General features: G+C 68.0%; 21 protein-coding genes and 1 tRNA gene. 14 read left to right on the forward strand and 8 right to left on the reverse strand.

The features are described from left to right. Positions 1-69: 69 nt before the first annotated feature. Together G9C85_RS05005 and G9C85_RS05010 are read right to left on the reverse strand one after the other, a co-directional pair. Positions 70-1,827 (reverse strand): PGF-CTERM sorting domain-containing protein, encoded by a 1,758-nt coding sequence (locus G9C85_RS05005; RefSeq protein ID WP_166037508.1) that lies wholly within the window; start codon positions 1,825-1,827, stop codon positions 70-72. A 142-nt stretch (positions 1,828-1,969) separates the two neighbouring features. Further along, positions 1,970-3,994 (reverse strand): BGTF surface domain-containing protein, encoded by a 2,025-nt coding sequence (locus G9C85_RS05010; protein ID WP_166037510.1) that lies wholly within the window; start codon positions 3,992-3,994, stop codon positions 1,970-1,972. Positions 3,995-4,132: 138 nt separating this feature from the next. Here G9C85_RS05010 and G9C85_RS05015 point away from each other — a divergent pair, with 138 nt between their 5' ends. Beyond that, positions 4,133-4,522 (forward strand): secondary thiamine-phosphate synthase enzyme YjbQ, encoded by a 390-nt coding sequence (locus G9C85_RS05015; RefSeq protein WP_166037511.1) that lies wholly within the window; start codon positions 4,133-4,135, stop codon positions 4,520-4,522. A 30-nt stretch (positions 4,523-4,552) separates the two neighbouring features. On the opposite strand, the gene G9C85_RS05020 is transcribed toward G9C85_RS05015, so the two are convergent. Both G9C85_RS05020 and G9C85_RS05025 read right to left on the reverse strand, forming a co-directional pair. After that, the gene (locus tag G9C85_RS05020; protein WP_166037513.1) at positions 4,553-5,257 is read right to left on the reverse strand and encodes a glycerophosphodiester phosphodiesterase family protein; all 705 of its coding nucleotides are present in this window, start codon (positions 5,255-5,257) and stop codon (positions 4,553-4,555) included. A 41-nt stretch (positions 5,258-5,298) separates the two neighbouring features. Continuing rightward, entirely contained in the window at positions 5,299-5,964 is a 666-nt protein-coding gene (locus tag G9C85_RS05025; RefSeq protein WP_166037515.1) for an SdpI family protein, read from the reverse strand. A gap of 184 nt (positions 5,965-6,148) precedes the next feature. On the opposite strand from G9C85_RS05025, the gene G9C85_RS05030 reads away from it, so the two are divergent. From G9C85_RS05030 to G9C85_RS05060, 7 genes are all read left to right on the forward strand, one after another. Beyond that, positions 6,149-7,210 (forward strand): phosphotransferase family protein, encoded by a 1,062-nt coding sequence (locus G9C85_RS05030; RefSeq protein ID WP_166037517.1) that lies wholly within the window; start codon positions 6,149-6,151, stop codon positions 7,208-7,210. Positions 7,211-7,386: 176 nt separating this feature from the next. Next, positions 7,387-7,968 carry a hypothetical protein gene (locus tag G9C85_RS05035; RefSeq protein WP_166037519.1) on the forward strand — a complete coding sequence of 194 codons (582 nt, stop codon included), beginning with the start codon at positions 7,387-7,389 and terminating at the stop codon, positions 7,966-7,968. A 121-nt stretch (positions 7,969-8,089) separates the two neighbouring features. Beyond that, complete coding sequence (locus G9C85_RS05040) at positions 8,090-9,553, forward strand: deoxyribodipyrimidine photo-lyase (RefSeq protein ID WP_166037521.1); 1,464 nt, start codon at positions 8,090-8,092, stop codon at positions 9,551-9,553. Between the two features lie 226 nt (positions 9,554-9,779). Beyond that, on the forward strand, positions 9,780-10,667 hold the full coding sequence (locus G9C85_RS05045) for a UbiA family prenyltransferase (protein WP_166037523.1): 888 nt from the start codon (positions 9,780-9,782) through the stop codon (positions 10,665-10,667). A 166-nt stretch (positions 10,668-10,833) separates the two neighbouring features. Then, complete coding sequence (gene sod, locus G9C85_RS05050) at positions 10,834-11,445, forward strand: superoxide dismutase (RefSeq protein WP_166037524.1); 612 nt, start codon at positions 10,834-10,836, stop codon at positions 11,443-11,445. A 105-nt stretch (positions 11,446-11,550) separates the two neighbouring features. Then, complete coding sequence (locus G9C85_RS05055) at positions 11,551-11,823, forward strand: DUF5827 family protein (protein WP_166037526.1); 273 nt, start codon at positions 11,551-11,553, stop codon at positions 11,821-11,823. Further along, positions 11,820-12,635, forward strand: coding sequence for an ATPase (locus G9C85_RS05060; protein ID WP_166037528.1), 816 nt, complete (start codon positions 11,820-11,822; stop codon positions 12,633-12,635). The genes G9C85_RS05055 and G9C85_RS05060 overlap by 4 nt, the downstream gene beginning before the upstream one ends. A 39-nt stretch (positions 12,636-12,674) precedes the next feature. On the opposite strand, the gene G9C85_RS05065 is transcribed toward G9C85_RS05060, so the two are convergent. Both G9C85_RS05065 and G9C85_RS05070 read right to left on the reverse strand, forming a co-directional pair. Then, the gene (locus G9C85_RS05065; protein ID WP_166037530.1) at positions 12,675-13,259 is read right to left on the reverse strand and encodes an MBL fold metallo-hydrolase; all 585 of its coding nucleotides are present in this window, start codon (positions 13,257-13,259) and stop codon (positions 12,675-12,677) included. Between the two features lie 113 nt (positions 13,260-13,372). Further along, a complete protein-coding gene (locus tag G9C85_RS05070) occupies positions 13,373-13,732 on the reverse strand; it encodes a cupin domain-containing protein (RefSeq protein WP_166037532.1) in 360 nt (119 codons plus the stop codon). A gap of 91 nt (positions 13,733-13,823) precedes the next feature. Here G9C85_RS05070 and thyX point away from each other — a divergent pair, with 91 nt between their 5' ends. After that, positions 13,824-14,567, forward strand: a complete 744-nt coding sequence (gene thyX, locus G9C85_RS05075; protein WP_166037534.1) for an FAD-dependent thymidylate synthase — start codon at positions 13,824-13,826, stop codon at positions 14,565-14,567. Positions 14,568-14,700: 133 nt separating this feature from the next. On the opposite strand, the gene G9C85_RS05080 is transcribed toward thyX, so the two are convergent. Continuing rightward, positions 14,701-15,072: a winged helix-turn-helix domain-containing protein gene (locus G9C85_RS05080; protein ID WP_166037536.1), complete on the reverse strand. Its 372-nt coding sequence runs from the start codon at positions 15,070-15,072 to the stop codon at positions 14,701-14,703. Between the two features lie 528 nt (positions 15,073-15,600). Here G9C85_RS05080 and G9C85_RS05085 point away from each other — a divergent pair. Together G9C85_RS05085 and G9C85_RS05090 are read left to right on the forward strand one after the other, a co-directional pair. Further along, entirely contained in the window at positions 15,601-16,827 is a 1,227-nt protein-coding gene (locus tag G9C85_RS05085) for a hypothetical protein (protein ID WP_166037539.1), read from the forward strand. 271 nt (positions 16,828-17,098) lie between these two features. Then, entirely contained in the window at positions 17,099-18,229 is a 1,131-nt protein-coding gene (locus G9C85_RS05090; protein WP_193570595.1) for a site-specific integrase, read from the forward strand. A gap of 36 nt (positions 18,230-18,265) precedes the next feature. Here G9C85_RS05090 and G9C85_RS05095 read toward each other — a convergent pair whose 3' ends face one another. Then, positions 18,266-18,799, reverse strand: a complete 534-nt coding sequence (locus G9C85_RS05095) for a hypothetical protein (RefSeq protein ID WP_166037541.1) — start codon at positions 18,797-18,799, stop codon at positions 18,266-18,268. Positions 18,800-18,974: 175 nt separating this feature from the next. Between G9C85_RS05095 and G9C85_RS05100 the strand changes: the two genes are divergently transcribed. The 3 genes from G9C85_RS05100 (at position 18,975) to G9C85_RS05110 (ending at position 21,102) form a co-directional block, all read left to right on the forward strand. Beyond that, positions 18,975-19,316: a hypothetical protein gene (locus tag G9C85_RS05100; protein WP_166037543.1), complete on the forward strand. Its 342-nt coding sequence runs from the start codon at positions 18,975-18,977 to the stop codon at positions 19,314-19,316. A gap of 259 nt (positions 19,317-19,575) precedes the next feature. Then, a tRNA-Glu gene (locus G9C85_RS05105) sits at positions 19,576-19,650 on the forward strand. Positions 19,651-19,821: 171 nt separating this feature from the next. Then, complete coding sequence (locus G9C85_RS05110) at positions 19,822-21,102, forward strand: hypothetical protein (protein WP_166037545.1); 1,281 nt, start codon at positions 19,822-19,824, stop codon at positions 21,100-21,102. Positions 21,103-21,419: the final 317 nt, after the last annotated feature.

The raw sequence follows: 21,419 nt of genomic DNA on the forward strand, positions 1-21,419 counted from the left end.
CGCACTGGGAGGGTGGCGACCGGCGGTCACGTACTACTGCGACGGCTGACGCCGAGCGGCGGTCACGCGCTACTCCGACGGCGAGCGACCGCGAGTGCGACTGCGACGCCGAGCGAGTGCGGCGACCGCGAGGAGTGCTGCGAGCGCGCTCGCGCCGGTGAACCCCGGGAGCGCGTCGTTCTCGCGGTCGCGGTCGCCGAACGTCGGGCCGTCGCTCGCGTTCGCGTCGCCGACGACGATGGTCCCGGTCGACCGCGAGCCGTTCGCTTCGACGACCCACGTCCGGTTGCCCTCGAGGATGCGACCGGTGTCGAACGAGAGCACGGCGACGGTCTGACCGTTCCCGGGGACGGAGACGTTCCGCTCGACGACGTGTCCGCCGATGCCGACGGAGACAGGGACGTTCCCGGTTCGCTTCCCGCGGTTCACGAGCGTTATCGTGAAGTTCGCGACGGCGTCGGCGGGAACGCTCGCGGGGGCGTCGATGGACGCGACGTCGACGACCGGTCGGTCGGGTTCGGTGCCGGCGGGGACGACGCGGACGTTCGCGCTCTTGGTCTCGTCGCCGCCGCGGTAGGGGTGCGCTCCCGTGATCAGGAAGTCGACGTCGTACTGGGTGCCGACGTCGAGCGCGTCGTTCCCCGGCGCGAACCCGACGACGATCCGGCCCTCCTCGACGTGGACGTGGTCGGCGTCGGTGAGCTTCACGGCGTCGCCGCCGTCCTCGGGCCGGATCGTGAGCACGACCTGGTCCGGGCCGACCGACCGGAGGTCGCGCGTGGCGTTCACCGCGCCGAACACGCCCTCGGTGCGGACGACGGCGAACAGCCACTCGTCGGTCTCGACGGTGTCCGTCGACACGCCCCGTGCGAGACTCGCCTCGGGCGACCCCGCGTCCGGTGCCTCGTACACGTCGATGCGGGAGGTGTGCAACGGCTCCAGGTCGACGACGACCGCCCCGCGGTCGCGGACGACCTCGCTCGGGTCGTTCGAATCGGTCGTCTCGGCGGCGGCGTTCGTCTCGGCGGCGTCGTCCGTCGCGTTCGGTCCGCCTGCGCGGACGGTCAGGTGGTACTCGGCCTCGCGGAGGAACCCGTCGAGGTCGCGCTCGCGTTCGGCGTCGACGACAGCGTCGTCGCCGCGGGCGGCGAGCGAGACCCGCCCGCGGCCCGCGTACCACGTGTTCCAGTCGAGCACGACCGTGCCGTCGCCGTCGCGGTCGACGACGGTCGCCGTCACCCGGTAGTCGCCGCGGTCGTCCGCGAGCGCGAGCGTCGCGCGCGTCGTCCCGTTCGGGAGCGAGAGCGGGACGGTGACGACGTCCGCGGGCTGGTCGACCGTCACCTCGGGGGCGAGTCCGGGGTCGTACGAGCCGCCGACGCCGAACGTCGCGTTCGCCTGGGTGCCCGTCGCGGCGTCGACGACGACGACGCGGTACGAGCCGGCGTCGAGGTCGCCGAACGACCACGTCCGCGACTCCCCGCCGAGGTTCCGGTGGCGCGTCGCTGTTCGCGTGCCGTTCTCGTCGTAGAGGTAGACCGCGTACACGCGGCCTCGCTCGCCGGAGACCGTGACGCGGACGTTCTCGTCGGTCCCGTACGTCGCGTTCGTCGAGACCGACACGAGGTCGTCGTCCGGATCGCCGGGTCGGTCTTCGACGGTGCCCGCCGCGCTCGATCCGGTCCCACTCCCCGCGGGGCTCTCCGTCTGCGTAGCGCCAGCGCTCTCGGCCGTCGGCGACGCCGCGCCGAGACCGGCGCTCGCGCCGCCCGCGACGGCCGCCACCACCATCGTCGTCGCCGCCAGCACCCCCCACACCCATCGCATGCGAGTGGCTTTCGTGGCTGCGTGGATGAATCCCACGGCTTCCGCCAGATTGTGCCGGAACCGCATCGCCTCCCTCGGTCAGATGGCGCCGGAACCGCATCACCTCCCTCGGTCAGATGGCGCCGGAACCGCGTCGCCGCCTTCAGTCGCCGTCGGCGTCGGCGCTGGCGCCGGCGCCGGGACTGATCCGGCGAGCGACGATGGCGAGCGCGGCGGCGAGGCTGGCGAGCGCCGCGACCGGCCCGAATCCGGGGAGCGGGTCGCTCGCCGGACGGCGTTCGCCGTCGGCGAGCGTCGGCCACGGCTCCGACCCCGTCGGCGTCGGCGTCGTCGTCGGCGACCCAGTCGTGGGCGGGGTCGGCTGGGCCTCGTCGAACTCCACGGTGCGTTCGACGCGCGTCTCGCCCATCGAGACGACGACCGCGGCCTCGTCGTCGGGGACGTCGCTCGCGGGGAACCGCACCTCGACGATGGCGTCCTCGCCGGCGGGGACGGACTCGGTGCGTTCGCGGGTGACGTTCCCGAGCGTGACCGCGACGGTGGCGTTCCCCGCGATCGTTCCGCGGTTCAGGACGAACGCGCGAACCGGCACCGGCTCGTCTGCCGCGATCCCATCCGGGATCCGAACGCCGCGCAGGGTAAACGCCGGTTCTGCGACGACGGTGACGGCCTGCTCGTGGACCGTCTCGCCGTCCTCGCGGACGACGACGGTAGCGTTCGTCCCGTTCGCGACGCCGGAGAGGTCGAGTGCAGCCTCGAACCGGCCGTCCGAGACGGTGACCTCGTCGGTCGCGACGGCGCGGCCGTCGACGCGGACGCCGACGGAGAGTGCCGTCCCGTCAGGGAGCGGGGTGTGGCCGTCGAGCGAGACGTGCTCGGGCGAAAGTCGACCATCGCTGTCCAGGTCGAGAGTCACCGCGTCGACCGCGACGACCTCCGCGCTCGCGGTCGCGTTCCAGGACTCGCCGAGCGCGACGTACTCGAACCGCGTACGGTCCTGGTCGCTGTCCGCGCGGTACGCGTACCAGAGCGTGCCCGCGTCCGCGTCGAACCGACGGGTCGCGTTCGCGAGGTCGACGGGTGCGGGGTCGCCGTGGACGCCGCCGCGCACGCCGCGAGCGCGGACGGTCGCGTTCTCGTGGCGAGCGGGTGCGAGGAGCGACGCGTCCGCGGGCAGCGAGTCGAGCGTGCCGTCGACGTCCACCCGGAGGACCACCCAGTCGTCGGCGACGACCTCGGCGGCGTACTCGCCCCGGACGGGGTCGCCGTCGCGCGCCGCGTCGATCGCCTCGGTCGCCGACAGTCGCCCGTCGGCGGTGTAGACGCTCGCGTCCGGGTCCGCGAACGACACGGTGACGCGACCGGATCGCCCGTCTTCGCCGTCGCCGGTCGTCGTCTCGAGTTCGTACGCGCCGTAGGGGACAGGTCGGTCGACGGCGACGCCCGCGGACAGCTCGGTGCCGTCGGCGGCGACGAGCGCGGTGTCGGCCGCGGCGTCGACGTCCCACGCGAACGCGACCCGGCCGTCGTCGTCCTCGTCGACCGCGCTCGCCCGCCAGAGCGGGCCGGAGTCGCCGCCGTCGTCGGGTCGGAGGGAGAACGCGGCGCGGTCGACGCACCGGTGGAGGCGCGCGTCGACGCGCAACGTCTCGCTACGCGAGACCGTCTCCGCGAACATCTCGCGGGAGTCCTCGGCGAGCGCGACGAGCGGATTCGCCTGATGGACCTCCGTCTGGGCGGCGACGAGGACGTCGCCGTCTGGCGTCGCGAGCCGAACGACGTATGACTGGGCGCGATGGCACGCGCCGAGGTCGACGGTCGCGCTCTCGCCGGGCGCGAGCGTCACGCTCCGGGCCGCGACCGACTCCCCGGCGACCGGGTCGAGGGTGACGCGGAACGTCCGCGACCCGTTCGCGTCCGCGGGCAGCGAGACGGACGCGGTCAGGTTCCGCGACCGGTTCGCGGCGTCGGGCACCGAGAGCGTCGGGTCCGCGACGCCGTCGGCGACGGGGCTGGCGTCGGCAGCCTCGACGGTCCCGCCGAGGTCGGCGGCGCCGCTCCCCGCGGAACCGGCACCGTTCGCACCGACGGCCGTGGGTGCCGCAAGCGAGAGGACCGCGAGTGCGGCGAGGGCGACGGCGACCCCGCCGCGAGCGGAGCGAGTCATCACGCCGTGCCTGCGTCACGTCCAGATAAGTGTCTTGTCACCCGTCGCCGCGCGCTCGCCGGCCACGGCGCGTCGTCGCCCGCAGCGTCGTGGCGGGCGAACGCTTAACCGACGACCGCGTCAAGTGACCGAGTCGAGATGGAATCGTTCACGCTGGAGACCGACGCGTCCCTGACGACCGCGGAGATAACCGACGAGGTCGCCTCGGCCGTCCCCGAGGACGGGTCGGGCCTCGCGACGGTGTTCGTCGGGCACACGACCGCGGGCGTCGTCCTCCAGGAGGACGAGCACCGCCTGCGGCGAGACGTCGTCGCGTTCCTCGAGGACGTCGTCGCCGACGAGGGGTGGACGCACGACCGCCTCGACGGGAACGCCGACTCGCACCTCCGCGCGACGCTCCTCGGCGCGAGCGAGACGATCCCCGTCGAGGACGGCGACCTCCAGCTCGGGACGTGGCAGTCCGTGCTGTTCGTCGAGTGCGACGGCCCGCGCAAGCGCGAGTTCGGCGTCCAGTTCGTCGGCGACTGACCGACTATCGTCGTCTCCGCTCCGACCATTCTAGCGCAGTCCGGCGTACTCGTCGAGCGCGACGTCGGCGATCAGGCCGTCGACGCCGGCGTTCGCGACGACCCGGGCCACCCACGGGCTGTCGAGCGTCCACGCGAACACGTCGAGACCCGCGTCGTGTGCGCGCTCGACGAGGTCGCCCGCGATCGTCGTCCGGTACTGCGGGTGGACGGCACTGCACCCGCAATCGCGCGCGACCGCGACCGGGTCCTCGCGGCGCGTCCACGACAGGTACGCGGTATCGATCTCGGGACCGTCAGTGGCCTCGCTCGCGGCCGCGACCCGCTGGAGGGCGTCGGCGTGGAACGACGATACCCAGACCGCGGCCGTCGGCAGCGTGGCGTCGCGGACGGCGTCGACGGTCGCCGCCGCGACCCCGGGCTCCTTGACGTCGACGTTCACGGCGAGGCCGCGGTCGCTCGCGCACTCGAGGACGGCGTCGAGCGTCGGCACGCCCTCGCCGGAGTCGAGGACGTCCATCGCCGCGAGCGCGCCGGGCGAGTACTCGCTGACCGGTCCGGAGCCGTCGGTGACGCGGTCGACGGTCGCGTCGTGGACGACGACGGGCGTGCCGTCCTCGGCTGCGCGAACGTCGACCTCGACGGCGTTCGCGCCGGCGTCGGCGGCGGACGCGACAGCGCCGAGTGTGTTCTCCGGGGCTTCGCGAGCGAACCCGCGGTGGGCGACCAGTTGCACGATGCCGTCCACGAACTGACCGGAGAAGTACGTTGGGTCGCTCAGGGCGACGTCCGCTCGCCCTCGGGGTGTCGTCGCCGGTAGAGGACGTACGAGTACGCGGACACGGCGACCGCGACGACGACCGCGCTCGCGACGACGACGAGCGTCGCGTACTCTGGGACCGCGAGCGCGGCCGCGACGGACGCGACGCCGGCGACGACGAACGCGCTCCCGGCGCGGTCGTGCGTGCGCTCCCAGACCACGTCGTCCGAGAGCGTCCACGGCGTGCGGACGCCGACCGCCCAGTTCCGCTGTACGCGGTGGAGGACGGCGCCGAGGACGACGTAGAGGCCGCCGACGCCGACCGCGACCGCCACGTCCATCGGGACGCCGTACCCGAGGTTGAAAGCGAGCACGAGGCCGTGCACGCCGGCGAGGAAGCCGAGCGTCGCGAGGACGAGCGCGTCGTAGACGCCCGCGAACTCCTCGAAGTTCTCCTTCAGCGGGTCGACCCTCGGGAGGCCCTCGAAGAGCGCGAGGACGACGACCATGAGTGCCGGGACGAACGCGGCGGCGAACGCCGGCGACGCGAAGTCGTCCGGCGAGCCACCGGGCCCCCAGTGGATGGCGGTCCGCTCGGGGAGGTCGGGGAGGGCGAGCACGCTCGCTACGGCCGCGACGGCGACCAGCACCAGGCCACCGACGAGTCGGAATCTCGAACGCATACGAGCGACTCGAACGTGACGGACGATAAACCGGTCGTCGCGACTTCACGCGCTGCAGTCCGTCCTGCCGTAGTCCGGAACACGCTGGCACTCGGTCCTTCGCACCGCGTCGCGGCGCGTGAACTGCTAGCACGCTGCTGCCGGTTGGCGAGGGTTTAGGGTACCGCCGCCCGACGAATCGGGCATGACCGACTCGTACGCGGACCGGCTCGTCGACGAGGACGCGCTCCGTGCGTTCCTCGACGACGAACTCGGCGCGGTCGACGCGTTCTCGGTGCGGCGACATCGAGCGGGCCACTCGAACGAGACGCTGTTCGTGACCCGCGGCGACGACGAGTACGTCCTCCGGCGACCGCCGGCGGGCGAGACCGCGGAGAAGGCTCACGACGTCCTCCGCGAGTACGGCGTGATGGACGCGCTCCAGGACACGCCCGTGCCACTCCCGGAGACGGTGCTGGCGTGCGACAACGAGTCCGTGATCGGCGCGGAGTTCTTCCTGATGCGGAAGCTCGACGGCGACGTCGTCAGGGACGAGGAACCCGAGCGGTTCGCGAGCGCGGGGCACCGCCGTCGGCTCGGCGAGGAGCTCGTGGATTCGCTCGCGGCGATCCACGACGTCGAGCCGGCCGAGGTCGGCCTCGGCGAGTTCGGGCACCCCGAGGGGTTCGCCGAGCGGCAGGTCGAGCGCTGGAGCCAGCAGCTCATGTGGGCGTTCGACACCACCGCCGACGAGCGCGAGGTCGAGGCGCTGTACGACGTGATGGCGTGGCTTCAGGAACACGTACCAGCCGAGCACCCGCACGCGCTCGTCCACGGCGACTACAAACTCGACAACGTCATGTTCGCGCCCGGGACGCCACCCGAGCTCGTCGGCGTGTTCGACTGGGAGATGTCGACGCTCGGCGACCCGCGAACCGACCTCGGGTGGCTGCTGTCGTTCTGGCGCGACCCGGACGACGACCCGGCCGTCGCCGAGGCGTTCCTGCCGACGTTCGTCGCCGAACCCGGCTACCCCACGCGCCAGGACCTCGTCGCCCGCTGGGAGGACGCCACCGGCTACGCGTACGACCACGACCGCTTCTACCGCGCACTCGCCGTCTACAAACTCGCCGGTCTCGGCGAGATGTTCTACGCCCGCCATCTCCAGGGCGACGCCGACGACCCCCTCTACCCGAGGATGCGCGACACCGTCCCCGCACTCGCCGACCGCGCCCAACGCATCATCGACGGCGACGCCCCGCTCTAATCGCTTCGACCGACCCCATCGACGGCGACGCCCCGCTCTATGCGGTTTTCGCCCGTCGACGCCCCGACAGAATCAGCCATTTCCACCTTGTATTACCGACCGAGATGCGATGAATTCGTCATACTCATGCTCCACAACTAAGTTGCGTGGTAGCATTAGGCAAGACGAGGGGGAGAATGGACGGAATCGCACTCGACGCGGGAGTGGAACCGATCCTCGCATGGGCGAGGTACTGGGACGCGTTCTGGACGCTGCCGGCGGCGGCGCGAGCGGTGGCGGTCGTGGGGGCGACCGTCGCACTCGCCGCCGTCCTCGTCGGCCTGTTCCCGGAGTACGGCGCTCGCGGAGCGGCGAAAGCGCGCCGGCACTCCGTGACGACGACGCTCGTCGGCGCGGTCGTCGTCGGCCTATTCGCCGGCTCCGTGGGCGCGCTCTGGTACGGCGCCGCGCGCAGCGACGTCGTCTCGATGCTCGCCATGCCGGTCCTGTTCGTGCTCGTCGGCGTCGCCGTCGTCTGGATCGGCATCGGACTCGTCGCGCTCGGCGAGTTCGTCGCCGCCCGCGGCGGCCGCGACGACGCCACCTGGGGGACCCTCGCGATGGCCGTCATCGTCGCCGCCGGCGCGCTCTACCCGCCGCTGGGCGCGGCCGTGCTCGCACTCGCCGCGCTCCTCGGGTTCGGCGCCGGCATCCGCACCAACCCGTTCGCGAGCCCGAACACCGACCGCGTCGTCCCACCGGACCGGAAGACGCCCTGACACACCGCGGGATCGACGTGGCCACGAACCAGACGCATCGCCGTCCCGCAGACTGGTACCGCGAGTCACACCCAACGCGTGTGGCATCACCCTAAGGGAGGTCCGGGTCCTCTGGAGCCGTATGCAACTGCACTGGCACCGGGACGACCTCCGGTGTAGCGACAGCGTCGCGCTGTCCGCGGCCGCGACCAGCGCCGACGACCGCGGGCGAGTCCTGCCGGTGTTCGTCTTCGACGACGCCGTCCTCGAGCACGCCTCGCCGAACCGCGTCGCGTTCATGCGCGAGGCCGTCGCGGCGCTCCGCGCAGACTACCGCGCTCGCGGCAGCGACCTCGTCGTCCGCCGCGGCGACCCCCGCGACGTCCTGCCCGCGCTCGCCGACGCCGTCGGCGCCGACCGCGTCGTCTGGAACCGCGGCCACTCCGGGCTCGCCCGCGAGCGCGACGCCGCCGTCCGCGACGCGCTCGACGACGCCGACGTCGCGCACGCCGACTTCGAGGACGCGATCCTGCACGAACCCGGCTCCATCACGACGAACGACGGCACGCCCTACCAGGTGTACACGTACTTCTGGAAGAAGTGGCGCGATCGCGAGAAGGACGCCCCATACGACCCCCCCAACCCGGACGCGCTCTGGTCGCCCGACGACGTCGACGTCGATCCGGTCGACGCTGGCGCGAGCGACGCGGATGCAATCGATCCCGGCGACGTCCCGTCGCAGGCCGACCTCGGGTTCGACGAGCCGACCGCGAATCTCCCCGCGGCCGGCACCGACGCCGCCCGCGACCGCCTTACGTCGTTCCTCGAGTCCGACGTCTACGACTACGCCGACCTACGGGACTACCCCGCCGCGGACTGCACGAGCCACCTCTCCGTCGACCTGAAGTGGGGCACCATCGGCATCCGCGAGGTCCACGACGAGGTCGTCGCCGCGCGCGACTTCGCCGACACCGAAGCCGACTACGAGAGCGTCGAGGAGTACAGGAGCCAGCTCGCGTGGCGCGAGTTCTACGCGCACGTCCTCCACTACAACCCCGAAGTCGTCGTCGAGAACTACAAGGACTACGCGCACGAGATCGCGTGGCGCGACGACCCCGACGAGCTCGCGGCCTGGAAGCGCGGCGAGACCGGGTACCCGGTCGTCGACGCCGGCATGCGCCAGCTACGCGAGGAGGGGTTCGTCCACAATCGCGTGCGGATGATCGTCGCGTCGTTCCTCACGAAGGACCTCCAGGTCGACTGGCGCGAGGGCTACGCGCACTACCGCGAGCACCTCGTCGACCACGACACCGCGAACGACGCCGGCGGCTGGCAGTGGGCGGCGAGCACGGGCACCGACGCACAGCCGTACTTCCGGATCTTCAACCCGACGACGCAGGGCGAGGACTACGACCCCGACGCCGAGTATATCCGGACGTACGTGCCCGAGCTCCGGGACGCCGACGCGGCCGCGATCCACGACTGGCCGGAGCTCTCGCCGAGCGAGCGCCAGCGGCAAGCGCCCGGGTATCCCGCACCGATCGTCGACCACGGCGAGCGCCGCGAGTCGGCGCTCGCGATGTACGAGGCCGCCCGCGGCGACTGACCGCCATCGCCGCGACGACCCTCCACCTTCGTCCGCGACAGCGTCCGGGTTCGCTCGCGGCGAGCGATCTGCGATGGACTCGCTCGTCGAAGACGTAACGACTACCCGTCAGGATGCGGCAATATTTTCGACTCTTTCCCGTAACCCAGTTTTCGGACCGAATTCGTTATATAGAACGAGTTATAGTCAGGGAATTATTAAATAGTCAACGGCCATCATCTACGGTATGTCATCTGCCCGCGAGCGTGTCCAGCAGGTTGGCCCGACCCTCGATCTCCCGACGGTCGAATCCGTCGGTCGCGCGCTCGTCCACGCCTCGGTCGTGGACGCGGCCGTCGGCGCGGCGAAGGTACTCACCGTCGTTCTCCTCCTGGAAATCCCGCTCACGCCCGCCGTCGCCGTCGGCGGACTCTCGACGTTCGCGATCTACGCCTCGAACAAGCTCGTCGACGACGAGGACGCCGTCAACGCTCCCGAACGCGCGCAGTTCGTGGCTCGCTACCGGCGAGAGCTGACCGTCGCGACCGCCGGCGCCGTCGCGCTCGCGCTCGCGCTCTCCGCGACCGCCGGCCCGCTGGCGTTCGCGCTCACCGCGCTCCCCGGCGTCGCCGCCGTCGCGTACAGCGTCGACCTCCCGCTCGTAGAGCGCCGCCTCAAGGACGTCCTCGGCGTCAGCACGCTCCTCGTCGCCGGCTCGTGGGCGCTCCCCGTCGTCGCCCTCCCCGTCGTCTGGGTCGACGCCACGTTCACCGCCACCGCCGGCATCACCTTCGCGTTCTACCTCGCCCAGACCGCGGTCGCGTTCGAGGTGCGGAACGTCCGCGACGTCGCCGGCGACCGCGCCGAGGGCGTCGACACCGTCCCCGTCGTCTTCGGCGTCCCCACCACGCGCCGGCTCCTCTACGCCGTCGACGTCGCCGCCATCGGGCTCTACGCCGCCGGGACCGCCGCCGGCGTCCTCCCCGTCGCCGTCGGCGCCGTCTTCGCGTTCGCGACCGTCGTCTCCATCGGCGTCACCGCGAGCGTCGACCGCGGTTACGACGACGCCCGCATCTGCCTGCTCCGGGACGCGAACTACGGGCTCGTCCTCCTCGTCGTCGCACTCGCCGGCTGACGCGATCGTCTGGCGCAGCGCGAGCGACGAGCGTCGCGATCGAGGGTCGGCCATGAGCGAGTGGTACTTCGCCCGTATCGCCCGCCGTTGCGGGCCACATGTTATCATACGCCGACTAAACCGTTAAGTGGCTTACGCGAGTTGGTGAGACCGTAGGTGAGATTTCATGTCTGAACACTCCAACCCCGAACTGCCGCCGCTCCCGTACGACTACGACGCGCTCGAGCCGTCGATCAGCGAACAGGTCCTCACGTGGCATCACGACACCCACCACCAGGGCTACGTGAACGGCCTCGAAGCCGCCGAGGAGACGCTCGCGGAGAACCGCTCCTCCGGCGACTACGGCTCCACCGCTGGCGCGCTCGGGAACGTCACCCACAACGGCAGTGGACACTACCTCCACACGCTGTTCTGGGAGAACATGGACCCGAACGGTGGCGGCGAGCCCGAGGGCGAGCTCCGCGACCGCATCGAGGACGACTTCGGCTCCTACGAGGGCTGGAAGGGCGAGTTCGAGGCCGCAGCCGGCGCCGCCGGCGGCTGGGCGCTCCTCGTCTACGACCCCGTCGCCAAGCAGCTCCGCAACGTCAAGGTCGACAAGCACGACCAGGGCGCGCTCTGGGGCAGCCACCCCATCCTCGCGTGCGACGTCTGGGAGCACTCGTACTACTACGACTACGGCCCGGACCGCGGCAGCTTCGTCGACGGATTCTTCGACGTGATCGACTGGGACAACGTCGCCGAGCAGTACCAGAAGACGGTCGGCAAGCACGAGTAAGTCGCGTCCCACTCGCGCACGTCGAACAAACCACCGCACTTTCTTCGCGCTCGACCGCGCACCCAGACCAGTCCGTTTACACCGGCAGTCACCATAGCTGGGGGTATGCCAGTCCCGAAGGACGAGTTCGACCAACTCCTGCCGTGCGACTTCTCGACGCCCGAAGAACTGCTGGAGCCGAACGAGATGTACACCGTGTACGAGATTGCGCGCCTCATGCAGGGCCTCGAGCCCGACGCCGCCATCGAGGAGGCCACCGAGGCGGTGCTGCTCGACTGGGCGATCCCGTGGGTCGTCCACCACGGCGACGACCTCGTCATCGCGGACCCGCGCAGCGACGACGAACCCGGGTACTACGGCGTGAAGACCACCGAATGAGGCTGCTGGTCGCTGGCGGCGACCGCGTCGACGCGGGGAAGACGACGTTCAGCACGGGCTTGCTCGCGTACGCCGACGCGGTCGGGTTCAAGCCGCGGGCGGGGAACGACTACTGGTTCGACCACGACGACTACGAGCGCGCCGTCGACGACGGTCGCCTGTACGGGAAGGACGCGAAGCGGCTCGCGGCCGCGAGCGCGAGCGACGTGGCCCCGGAGGCGATCAACCCGCTGCATCGGCTCTGGCGGCCGAGTCACGGAACGGGAAGCGGCCTCGTCGGTGCGGGTCACCGCGAGTTCGTCCTCGACCGCGTCACCGTCGACGGCGCGGACGAGTACGTCGTGCACGCCGACGCGGACGTCCCGCCCTCGGCGCGCGAGCGCCTGCCGCTCGCGGACGCAACCGTCGTCGACTCTCTGCCCGCGTTCAACGACGTCATGCGCGACCTGCACGCCGACGCCCTGTCGAGCGTCGCGGGCAGCGTCCGCGAGTGCGAGCGCGTCGTCGTCGAGTCCTACGGCGACGTCGCCGTGCCGCTCGCGGACGTCGCGTTCGACGCCGTCGCGGTCGTCGACCCGGGACGTGCCCGCGTCTACGACGGCGACCGCTACCTGAAAGCGCGGTCGGTCGTCGGCGGGACCGCTCGCGAAGGACGACTCGAGGAGACCACCGGCGACGTCCTCGAACACTGCGACCCGCAGGCGACCGTCTCGCTGCCCGCGCTCGCGAGCGACGACCGCGCCGATCCCGAAGCCGTCGCCGACGCGTACGAGCTCGCGTACGACGCCCTCGTCTCCATCGCACTCGCCTGAAACCGATCGCAACGCGGTCGACGCAACCGCAACGAGCCCTCAGAACCCGCCTGCCGAGCGCGCCGCCGAGAGCGCCGCCTCGACGTGCCGGTAGGGCTGGTCGGTGACCGAGGGCCCGTGGCCGGTGTGCATCGCTTCGAGGTCGTCGTCGAGGACGTCGACCATGCGCTCGATGCTGTCGACGAGCACCGGATGATTGCCTTCCTCGAGGTCCGTTCGGCCGAACGAGCCGCCCTGAAAGACGAGGTCGCCCGCGAACAGCACTCCGGCGTCGGGACTGTGGAAGCAGAGGTGGTCGTCCTTGTGTCCGGGCGTGTGGTACGCGACGTACTCGTCGTCCCCGAGCTGCACGCGCTCCTCGTCGGCGATCGCGCGGTCGACGCCCGGCTGGTCCGTATCGTACCCCCAGACGTCCACGTCGAACGCGTCCACGACATCGGGGAGGTTCCCGACGTGATCGCGGTGCGTGTGCGTCAACACGAGCGCGTCGATGCCGCCCGCCTCCGCGACGCGTTCCACGACGTCGAAGTTCGCGCCCGCGTCGACGAGCACGTCCCGCTCGCCGGCGACGTGGAACGCGTTGCTCGTGAACGCACGGACGCCCTGCGCGAGATTCGAGATCATACCCGGCCGTACGACGGGTGCGCCGTTACCCGTTGCGGTCCCGGCCAGGGCGCGCTCGGTCCCGACGCTCCCCGCGGTCGCGAGCCCATCTCCGCGCCCGCTCGCCGCTCCGCCTACTCGACTGCCGTCCCGACGAGCACGAGCTTCGCCGCTTCGTCGCCCCGGTTCTGGAGCTGGCGAGTCTGGTCGGCGCTCACGCGCACCGCCTCGTTCGTCGCGAGCGACACCGTCTCCCCACCGTCGTCGCCGCCGCCGTCGAAGTCGACGTCGACCACGCCCCGAACGCACACGTACACCTCCTCCTGGCCGTCGTCCGCGTGGTCGTGCTCCTTCCCGCGCGCCCCCGGCTCCAGTTCGAGGATGGTGACGCCCAGTTCGTCCGTCGCGAGCGCGTCCCGGAGGAACCACATCCCGCCGTAGTCCGGGTCCATGACCGATTCAACGTCCGACGCCGCCGCGTGCGTGTACGACATACCATAACGTACGACGACCGCTGCCTTGAAAGTCGACGGTGACCGATGAGGGAAGGGTTTTGTCGGCGGCCCGCGACCACTCACGCAACCGATGGAAGTCCAACTACTGGAGGCGACGGACGACCCCGAGGAGGTCATCTGCAAGGGCGCGCGGAACGACTACAGCGAGCCGTTCGTCGGCGACCAGACGTTCGCGGAGACGATGGCGACCGTCGACGGAGAGACGCTCGAGGAGAAGAAGGAGACGCTCATCGGGCACCTGCTCGACCACGGCCACTACGGGCCGTTCGAGCACGCGAACGCGGTGTTCGCCGTGAAGGGCATCAGTCGCTCGTGCATGGCGCAGATGACGCGCCACCGGCACGTGAGCTTCGACGTCCAGTCGATGCGGTACGTGAGCTTCGACGAGGTCGACCCCGACGACGTCCGCGACGGCGAGATGGTGGTGACGCCGCCGTCGGCCACCGACCCGGACTGGGTCGGTCGGAACCAGTCGACGGGACAGGTCGACGAGGAGACGGTCGCCGAACGCGAGGAACTGTTCCGCGAGTCCGTGAGTCGAAGCGTCGAAGAGTACCAGCGTCTGCTCGACCTCGGGATGCCGCCGGAGGACGCCAGGTTCGTGCTCCCGATCGGGACCGAGGTGAACATGGTGATGTCGATGAACGCGCGGATGCTGATGCACGTCGCCGACATGCGCGCCGCCGCGGACGCGCAGTGGGAGATCCGCGAGATGACCGAGCGCGTGCTCGACCACGCGGCGGAGTGGTGCCCGATCACGTTCGCGTACTACGAGGAACACATGAAGAACCGGAAGAACCGCCTCGCGCCCTGAGAACGGTTCCAGGGTCGTCAGTCGGCGATAGCTCATTCGGTCTGCGGATCGATCCGCGAACTATCGCGGGCAGGAAATCGAGAGACTGGACGTACCGAACGCGCCCGTGGCTTCGGTGCGGTGCGAGGAGCGACTATTCGTCGTCGTCGAACTCGTCTTCGTTCTCGCCGCGGACCATCGCTGCCTCCGCGCCGGCGTCGGCGTCGGCGGCGGAGGGTGCGTCGGCCGCGTGCGGACCCTCGACGAGTTCGCCGAAGTCCTCGACCTCGTCGTACTTGTCCTGGTACATCAGCGCGACCTTCCCCTTCTTCGTGAGTTCGTAGAGCCCGGAGCGGTTCGCGGGCCCGATCTTGTCCACGAGCGCGTAGTCCGCCAGGACGGGGAGTCGGCTGTTGATGTTCTTCCGGCTCTTGCCGGTGTGTTCGGCCAGGTTCGTCGCCACGTTCCGGCCGTGTGCCTGTAGCGCCTCGAGGATCAGGAAGTCGGTTGGTCGTCGGAGTCTCATTGGGTTGTCCCTTCCTAACACATAGAACGTCCCTCCTTTTATTTCTATCTAATGGCAATCTACCGGGCGTATCGTCCTTGCGAATTTCCATCGGTGATTTTATGGTGTTGGAGTTACAAGGTGGAAGTAGGATGCGAGGACGACGCCCCACGCGACGCGTGGAACCGTAACCGACCTCGCACTCCTGTCAGCGACCCAAACCCGTTGCCACCTACGACGGAATCCCCACCCCGAATCGCCCGCCTCACTCCCCTCGCGAGCGGGCGACCCCCATTCCCCCTCGGTTCGACCACACCACCACTCGAACGACCAGCGCTGGCACCCAAAGCGCCCGTGACCCGTCACCGCGTGACCCGACACCGCCGACGAACACCAGGAGCCGTCCACTTCGAACAGCCGGCGCATCCCACCAGAGTCGGACTCGAACGGATGACGACGAACCGACGCCGGGAAGCTGTCGGCGGACACGAACGACCGACGAGACGAGGGCATAGGTTCTTTTGTACCGCCCCCCGAAAGCGAGTGTGAATGCGTCGGGTGAGTCGCCTCGTCGTCGTCGTGCTCGTGCTCTCGCTACCAGTCGCCGGACTCGTCGCGGTAGAGGACGCCCCGGATAGCGCGAGCGCGACGATCGGGAGCCAAGCGGACGTGAACGCACAGGAGTTCGACAGTACGACGTTCATCGTCACTCCGTACGCGAACGGGACCGCGACGTTCACCATCAGGTACGAACGTCGCCTGGCGAACCAGAGCGAGCGCGAGCAGTTCGAGACGTTCGCCGAGCGCTTCGAGAACGAGTCCACCGACCTCTCCGAGAACTTCCAGTCGCGCGCGACGTCACTCACCGCCGCCGGCCGGAACGCCACGGGCCGGGACATGACCGCATCCAGCTTCACTCGCGACGCGCGCGTCGAGGAGCAGTTCAACACGCTCGGGATCGTCGAGCTATCGTTCCAGTGGTCCGCGTTCGGCGTCGTCCGCGACGACGGTAGCGTCGTCGTCGGCGACGTCTTCGACGGCGGCATCTACCTCGGCCCGAACCAGGCGCTCGTCTTCCAGCACGGGCCCGGCCTCCAGTTCCAGCGCGTCGACCCAGCGGGGTCCGCGTCCGGCGAGACGCTCCCGAGCAGCGACTCCGTCACGTGGCAGGGCGAGCAGGACTTCTCGGACGAGCGACCGCGAGCGACGTTCGTGCCCGCCGGCTCCGGAACGACCACCCCCGGTGACGGATCGACGACCGCGCCCGGCGGCGACGGCACCGACGCCGGGTCGCGGACGGACGACGCGGCCGGCGGCGACGGCCTCGGGATGCTCCCGATGGTCGTCCTGGCGCTCGTCGCCGTCCTCGTCGCCGCGTTCGCCGTCCGCGAGTACGGCGGGGACCTCGTCACGACCGACGGTTCCCGCGGGGACGACGCCGACGCGACTGCGGACGCGACCACGGAGAGCGCAGCCGGTTCGGGCGCGAGCGATCCCGACGCGTCGAACGCGGCGCCCGCGGTCGCGGACGAGGAGCTCCTCACGGACGAGGACCGCGTCGTGTCGCTGCTCGAGGAGCACGGCGGCCGGATGCGTCAGGTGAACATCGTGGATCAAACCGGGTGGTCGAAGTCGAAGGTCAGCATGCTGCTCTCGGACATGGAGGACGACGACGTCATCTCGAAGCTCCGCGTCGGCCGCGAGAACATCGTGAGTCTCGACGGCCACGAGCCAGACGTCGCCGGATCGCCGTTCGACGACGACGGCGACACGTGAAACCCACACACGGCTCCACGGAAACGGAACGGTTTTACGTAACCACTCGCTATCTAAGCGTGCACACCGCTCCGTTGGTGTAGTCCGGCCAATCATCTTGCCCTCTCACGGCGCTGCCGATTTCGCCTGAGTGGGAAGGGCCAAAATCGCCAGCGGGCATCGCGTTGTTTTCCTCGTCGCCAAGACACGCTGGCGAGTAGATTGCGTTGAATGCGTAATCGCAAGACTGCGCCGGGGTGTCTAACCAGTAAGAGCAACTACAGGTTAGACAATGGCGAACGACCCAAACATCGACGAAGTTCAGGGGATTCCCCTGATGACGAAAGACACCGCAGGCCGACTCTCCGAGAAGCAACGAGTGGACTATGGGGAGGAAATTCGTTCCCTGTTGAAGTGGCTGCTATCGGCCGGAAAAGATCCTGAGCGACTCAAGGGATACGCTCAGAGCACCATCTACACGAGCACGAACCACATCGACGTGTGGGCGCGGTGGGTGTGGGATGAGGAAGGATACACCTCGACCTTCACCCACGACCACGCGGACGACTACTTATTCCATCTCGGAACCCAAACAGACTACTCTGACTACTATCTCGCCTCGATATTCAAGACGCTCAAGCGGTACTTCAAGTGGCAAGTTCACGAGCGAAACGGGACGGAGTGGGACCCACAGTACAGCTTCAACGATCCGTCCAGTACGAAACCGCAGGAGTATCTCTCCATCGAGGAGCGAGAGAGACTGCGAGATGCAGCTCTGGATTACCGTGGAGTCCCTCATTACAAGAGTCTGACTCCGGAGGAGCGGAGCCGGTGGAAGGCTCACCTCGCAGTCCGGTTCGAGAAGTCGAAGTCCGAGATCACCCCCGCTGACTTCGAGCGTGCGAATGGTTGGAAGTTCACGAGCCTCATCTGGGTGAGTCTCGACGTTGGGTTACGTCCGGTAGAAGTCGAGCGAGCGAAGACGAGTTGGTTCCGTGTTGAAGATACGGAGAATCCGAAAGTCGTTATTCCGGCTGACGATTCTACGAAGAACACGGAGCATTGGGACGTTCCCCTAACCCGGAAAACGGGCGAAGCGGTGAAACGATGGATCGCGGAGCGCGATGCCTACCCGAAGTACGACGACACCGATACGATGTGGCTCACGCGGGAGTCGAATCCCTACGCCTCGTCATCGTTACGCTATCTACTAATTCAGCTCTGCGAGGAAGCACGCATTGAGGTCGAAGACCGCCGAATGTCTTGGTACGCGATTCGTCATTCAGTCGGAACTCACCTGGCTCAGACGAAGGACTTGAAGCACGCTCAACGAGTTCTACGACACAAACGGACAGAGACTACAATGAAGTACAATCACCCGGATGAGAATCAGATTCGGGATGGACAAGATAAAATCGGATAGCGTTATTCCGGCAAACGGCGAGGAAATTTGGAGTATTTATTTCGCACTGACTAAGTCGAGTATATACAGAGGAATCCAGATCATCACTACGGAGGAGCCAAGGATAGTCAACAAACCTGCGACGTGGAACCAGAGTAGAAAGGAGATTCCGAGGAACGGGTCAGAAATAAAGAGAGCGATGAGGCTACCGACTGCACTCGCCATCCCGAGAGTCCAAATAATGAACGCCATAATCGCCGTCCCAAACGAGATATTAAGCGAATCGAGCCACTGGAAGATGGAGATTCGGACATTCTGCAGTCTACGGTTTGGACGGCGACGCCCCTGACCATTCCACTTATAGAAAAATCGTTTTTCTTTTCCAATAGATTCTTCCTTTTTAGATAGGTCAGAAAGTTGGTTAGCAACCGTCCCCACCTTACTGGCCCGACAGTCATCAGAAATCGCCTCGAAGATCGTTTCCGGTTCATGTTCCATGTCAGGGTGATTATAGAGGTGTTTGATAATCTCCCGTTTGGTGTCTTGATTTCCTCCGTCGTACTTTTCCAAGAGCTGTTCCTTGGTGTTCATTCTAAACCCCCCAAGGGCGACGGGTCGTGATGGTTGTCATGACCTTGTTGAGCACCCATGATGACTGTCACAACCCATCTCGTTGCTGAACTATCTTTAGAGTTTATACTATTGCCAGTTGAAGTGGAAACTGGATAATGATCCAAATGAAAGACCGAACAATGACCGAATAATTATGCCAGGCATTCAACACGGTTATGAGCGCGGTGTCTCGGTAATAGTCGAAACTCTGATCGTAGCAATCCTCATAGGAGAAGTGGTGCCAGTACTCGTCGAAGCTGGCTTACTCCCGAAGAATCTATTTTCGGGCTTGGTGGTGTTCTCCATCCTTGGTATAGTATTAACAATCGACAAGTCGAGATACTGGTCGTTTGGCTACTTAGCAGGGTTTTGTATCGGGATCTTCATAGCATTACCACTCTTTCTTCAGACACGGTTTATTGGTGGACTCGACTTACTCCTCTACGGAGGCGCTGCAGTGAGTGCAATTGCACTACGGGTGAAAATCCACAGTTGATAGATTTGTCTATATAACAGGGTTTGTTGGCCGTTTCCAATCTGGCTCCATCGAGGAGATCGAATCAGTCAGATTGCCGAGACGGAGGCAAGACCGAGGCCGGATCTAAGAATAGAGCTTCCGTCGAGTCGTCTCCCGAGGGCATTCCGGCGAATGGCAACTGCCCGCGAACCCAAAAAGTGAGGTTTTTATGTTACCGGTACATCCAGTCGAGTGAAGCCGCTTCCCACCGGGGAATACCGGCCTGACGACGAGGCAAGCTCCGTTGGTGTAGTCCGGCCAATCATCTTGCCCTCTCACGGCAAGGACCAGGGTTCGAATCCCTGACGGAGCACTTTTTGCAACCCAAACCGCGAGCGATAGCGACCGGTTTGCTGGAACGAAGCGCGGACGGAGAGGATGCGAAGCGGGGAGCGCAGAGCTGTCGCGGGTCGTCCGTTCGTCGTCCTGTGTGTCGTGGGTGCCCGGTAGACATTTCAGCTGGAGGCGAGTGGTGGGCTGCTAGATGAGTGCCACGTCCGATGCGTTGACGGAGCCGCGGGTGCTCGCGCACGCGAAGCGCCGGCTGTTCCCCGAGGTGGAGGGACGCGAGGGGTACGCGGTGACGGACACGCAGTTCGCGACCGAGGAGTGGATGGCTGGCGAGCGCGTGGACGAGGGGGTTCGGGAGGTGCTGGCCCCGTTCAATCACGTTCGCGTCGGATCGGGGTACCCGGACGTCGTGGGCGTCGGGTCCCTGGACGACGACCTGCTGGGGGTGACTCGGCACGGAGAGGAGCCGCCGCTGGTGGTGGTGGAGGCGAAGGGGTTCTCGGCGAGCGGGCGCGTTGACGTCGGTCGCGGTGTCGTGCAGGCGCACGATCGACTCGGAGAGGCGAACGTGGCGTTCGTCGCGGCGCCGTCGGTGGCGGTGTCCGAGTCGGCGCGGTCGCTCGCGCGAGAGCTGAACGTGGGCGTGCTCGGCGTAGACGCGGACGGCGGCGTGGTGACATTGGAGCATCCGCGCGTGGTCGGGACGCGGACGACGACGGAGACGACCGCGATCCGGTTCCAGGCGAGCGCCCAGGGGGTCGCGGAGCGGTCGTTCGGCCTGAATCACCCGAAGAACTACCTCGGGTACGCGCTCGCGGTCGCGCACGACCGGTCGACGGCGGACGTCGTCGGCGAGCGGGTCGTGGGCGCGGCCGAGGATGCGGCTCGCGGAGCGGCGTTCCTCGGGCTCGTCGACGACGCGCCGGCTGGGCGGTCGGTGACGCCGCTGGGCCGGGAGGTGGTGCGGTTCGCGCTAGACGAGTACGGGTCGGTCGACGCGGCACTGGACGCGTTCGCGGACTGGAAGGGCTCTCAGCGGCGGTTCTGCGAGCTCGCGCCGCGCTGGGGGCTGCTCGCGCGACGCGTGCTCTGGGCGTATCCGGCGACGCAGTTGCTGGTCGAGGAGCTCCAGTCGATGCACGACGACGGCATCGCGTCGCCGTCGCTCGTCGACGTCGTCGAGTACCTGCACGCGCTCCATCCGTCGTTCGCGATCGAGCTGTTCGTACGCGGAACCGAGGGCGCTCGCGAGCGCGTGCTCGACCGCGACGGCGACCTCAAGGTGGCCTCGCTCGCCGACGGTTCCGTGTATCACTCGCCGACGGTGTTCCAGCTGAAGGCGATGCTGTACCACGCCGGGTTCCTGACGGAGCGCGGCGCGGAACCGTCGAACCTCGATCCGACGGCGGACGTCTGGCGACTCCGGAACCCGGTAGGGGACCGTCGTGATCCGGCCGGGTCGTTCGTCGAGTGAGAACGCGAGTTCACCCGAAGAGGCTGTAGACGGTACGATCGTGTATGGAGGAGGCGTTCGTCGACCTGTACCGTCCGTCGTGCGAATCGGCCTGAGAGGGCCGACCGCCCGATCTCCCAGAACCGGATTCCGCGTGGGCGCGCCCGGAGTGCGGCGACGAGCGGTCGCTCGCGGCGTTCGCGAAGACGAAGAGCGACATCGAAGTCGTCGAGGGGTTCCACGCCGAGGAGACCTGACCGGCCGGGAACCGTCGCGGACTCGGTCCAGAGTCGGTCATTCCCGTTCGCTATGACCGCACGCGCGGCTTCTCGCCATCG

It is taken from the genome of Halorubellus sp. JP-L1 (genome assembly GCF_011440375.1).
Taxonomy (GTDB): domain Archaea; phylum Halobacteriota; class Halobacteria; order Halobacteriales; family Natrialbaceae; genus Halorubellus.

Excerpts from the sequence above, each read along its gene's own strand:
- G9C85_RS05070 (WP_166037532.1), bottom strand. The coding sequence starts at position 13,732 with ATGTCGTACACGCACGCGGCGGCGTCGGACGTTGAATCGGTCATGGAC.
- G9C85_RS05030 (WP_166037517.1), top strand. The coding sequence starts at position 6,149 with ATGACCGACTCGTACGCGGACCGGCTCGTCGACGAGGACGCGCTCCGT.
- G9C85_RS05045 (WP_166037523.1), top strand. The coding sequence starts at position 9,780 with ATGTCATCTGCCCGCGAGCGTGTCCAGCAGGTTGGCCCGACCCTCGAT.
- G9C85_RS05060 (WP_166037528.1), top strand. The coding sequence starts at position 11,820 with ATGAGGCTGCTGGTCGCTGGCGGCGACCGCGTCGACGCGGGGAAGACG.
- G9C85_RS05040 (WP_166037521.1), top strand. The coding sequence starts at position 8,090 with ATGCAACTGCACTGGCACCGGGACGACCTCCGGTGTAGCGACAGCGTC.
- G9C85_RS05010 (WP_166037510.1), bottom strand. The coding sequence starts at position 3,994 with ATGACTCGCTCCGCTCGCGGCGGGGTCGCCGTCGCCCTCGCCGCACTC.
- G9C85_RS05090 (WP_193570595.1), top strand. The coding sequence starts at position 17,099 with ATGGCGAACGACCCAAACATCGACGAAGTTCAGGGGATTCCCCTGATG.
- G9C85_RS05035 (WP_166037519.1), top strand. The coding sequence starts at position 7,387 with ATGGACGGAATCGCACTCGACGCGGGAGTGGAACCGATCCTCGCATGG.
- thyX (WP_166037534.1), top strand. The coding sequence starts at position 13,824 with ATGGAAGTCCAACTACTGGAGGCGACGGACGACCCCGAGGAGGTCATC.
- G9C85_RS05065 (WP_166037530.1), bottom strand. The coding sequence starts at position 13,259 with ATGATCTCGAATCTCGCGCAGGGCGTCCGTGCGTTCACGAGCAACGCG.
- G9C85_RS05085 (WP_166037539.1), top strand. The coding sequence starts at position 15,601 with ATGCGTCGGGTGAGTCGCCTCGTCGTCGTCGTGCTCGTGCTCTCGCTA.
- G9C85_RS05005 (WP_166037508.1), bottom strand. The coding sequence starts at position 1,827 with ATGCGATGGGTGTGGGGGGTGCTGGCGGCGACGACGATGGTGGTGGCG.
- G9C85_RS05110 (WP_166037545.1), top strand. The coding sequence starts at position 19,822 with ATGAGTGCCACGTCCGATGCGTTGACGGAGCCGCGGGTGCTCGCGCAC.
- G9C85_RS05055 (WP_166037526.1), top strand. The coding sequence starts at position 11,551 with ATGCCAGTCCCGAAGGACGAGTTCGACCAACTCCTGCCGTGCGACTTC.
- G9C85_RS05095 (WP_166037541.1), bottom strand. The coding sequence starts at position 18,799 with ATGAACACCAAGGAACAGCTCTTGGAAAAGTACGACGGAGGAAATCAA.
- G9C85_RS05100 (WP_166037543.1), top strand. The coding sequence starts at position 18,975 with ATGCCAGGCATTCAACACGGTTATGAGCGCGGTGTCTCGGTAATAGTC.
- G9C85_RS05080 (WP_166037536.1), bottom strand. The coding sequence starts at position 15,072 with ATGAGACTCCGACGACCAACCGACTTCCTGATCCTCGAGGCGCTACAG.
- sod (WP_166037524.1), top strand. The coding sequence starts at position 10,834 with ATGTCTGAACACTCCAACCCCGAACTGCCGCCGCTCCCGTACGACTAC.
- G9C85_RS05015 (WP_166037511.1), top strand. The coding sequence starts at position 4,133 with ATGGAATCGTTCACGCTGGAGACCGACGCGTCCCTGACGACCGCGGAG.
- G9C85_RS05025 (WP_166037515.1), bottom strand. The coding sequence starts at position 5,964 with ATGCGTTCGAGATTCCGACTCGTCGGTGGCCTGGTGCTGGTCGCCGTC.